A 1,515-nucleotide genomic window follows, 5' to 3' on the forward strand; every position below is an offset into this window, starting at 1 on the left:
CAAGTACGCCTACCGCCACTCGGGTTACCCCGGCGGCCTGCGCAGGCGCACCATCGGCGAAATGATGGCCAAGAATCCCGAAAAGGTCGTGGAGAACGCGATCGTCGGCATGCTTCCGCACAACAAGCTGAGCCGTCAGATCCAGAAGAAGCTGAAGGTGTACGCGGGTTCCGAGCATCCGCACATCGCTCAGCAGCCCGTTCCGTTCGAGATCAAGCAGGTGGCCCAGTGACCGAGACGACTGACGTGACCGAACCGACCGAGGTCGAAGAAGTGACCGAGGCGCCAGAAGCCGCCCCGACGGTCGAGGTCGTCGAGGTGGCCGAGACCGCCGCGGCCGACGAGGCCCCGGCCCGCGAGCCGCTCCTGCTCGACCGTCCCATCCAGACCGTCGGCCGCCGCAAGGAGGCCGTGGTGCGGGTGCGCCTCACGCCAGGCACCGGCAAGTTCACCCTGGACGGCCGCAGCCTGGAGGAGTACTTCCCGAACAAGGTGCACCAGCAGCTCATCAAGGCTCCGCTGGTGCTCGTGGACCGGGTCGACACCGTCGACATCTTCGCCCACCTCGATGGCGGCGGCCCCTCCGGACAGGCGGGCGCGCTGCGTCTGGCCATCGCCAGGGCGCTGATCATCGTGCAGCCCGAGGACCGCCCGCCGCTGAAGAAGGCCGGCTTCCTCACGCGTGACCCGCGTGCGATCGAACGCAAGAAGTACGGCCTGAAGAAGGCCCGCAAGGCGCCGCAGTACAGCAAGCGCTGATCTGTTCGACACTGTTTGGCCACGAGCGTGCGCGTCTGGTTTCGTTTCGGCGTCCAGGCGTGCACGCTTTTGGCTTGTCTAGGAGGTGCGCATGGGTCGACTGTTCGGCACCGACGGAGTCCGTGGCGTCGCCAATACCGATCTGACCGCTGAGCTGGCGCTGGCCCTCGGGTCCGCCGCAGCGCGTCGACTCGGGACGTCCGGAGGGCAGCGTCGGGTGGCCGTCGTCGGCCGTGACCCCCGGGCCAGTGGAGAAATGCTCGAAGCCGCGGTCATCGCAGGCATCACCAGTGAGGGCGTGGACGCGCTGCGAGTGGGCGTGCTGCCGACCCCAGCGGTGGCCCACCTGACGGGTGCTTACGGCGCCGAGTTCGGCGTCATGATCTCCGCGTCGCACAACCCGATGCCCGACAACGGCATCAAGATCTTCGGCCCCGGTGGCCACAAGCTCGACGACGCTGCCGAGGACCGCATCACCGAACTTCTCAGCGCGGGGCCGGGCAACCGTCCCGTAGGCGCGGGGATCGGCCGCGTGCTCGATGCCGACGACGCGCTCGAGCGCTACCTGCGGCACGTGGCGACGGCTGCGCCCGCCCCGCTGGACGGCACGACCGTGGTGGTCGACTGCGCGCATGGCGCCGCGTCGGCTGCCGCGCCGCTGGCCTACCGCGCCGCGGGCGCCACCGTCATCGCGATCAACGCGGAACCAAACGGCCTCAACATCAATGAGGGCTGCGGGTCGACCCACTTGGAGGT

At 68.8% G+C, this 1,515-nt stretch carries 3 protein-coding genes; all 3 read left to right on the top strand.

The features are described 5' to 3' along the window. On the top strand, positions 1 to 232 hold a 232-nt coding region (locus ACRDUX_RS07300; RefSeq protein WP_526412430.1), incomplete at its 5' end, for an uL13 family ribosomal protein. Positions 233 to 318: 86 nt separating this feature from the next. Then, positions 319 to 759, top strand: coding sequence for a 30S ribosomal protein S9 (gene rpsI, locus ACRDUX_RS07305; protein ID WP_526412434.1), 441 nt, complete (start codon positions 319 to 321; stop codon positions 757 to 759). A gap of 91 nt (positions 760 to 850) precedes the next feature. Continuing rightward, positions 851 to 1,515: phosphohexomutase domain-containing protein (locus tag ACRDUX_RS07310; RefSeq protein WP_526412432.1), on the top strand; the 665-nt coding region annotated here is incomplete at its 3' end.

Source organism: Mycobacterium sp. (assembly GCF_050701675.1).
Classification (GTDB): Bacteria; Actinomycetota; Actinomycetes; order Mycobacteriales; family Mycobacteriaceae; genus Mycobacterium.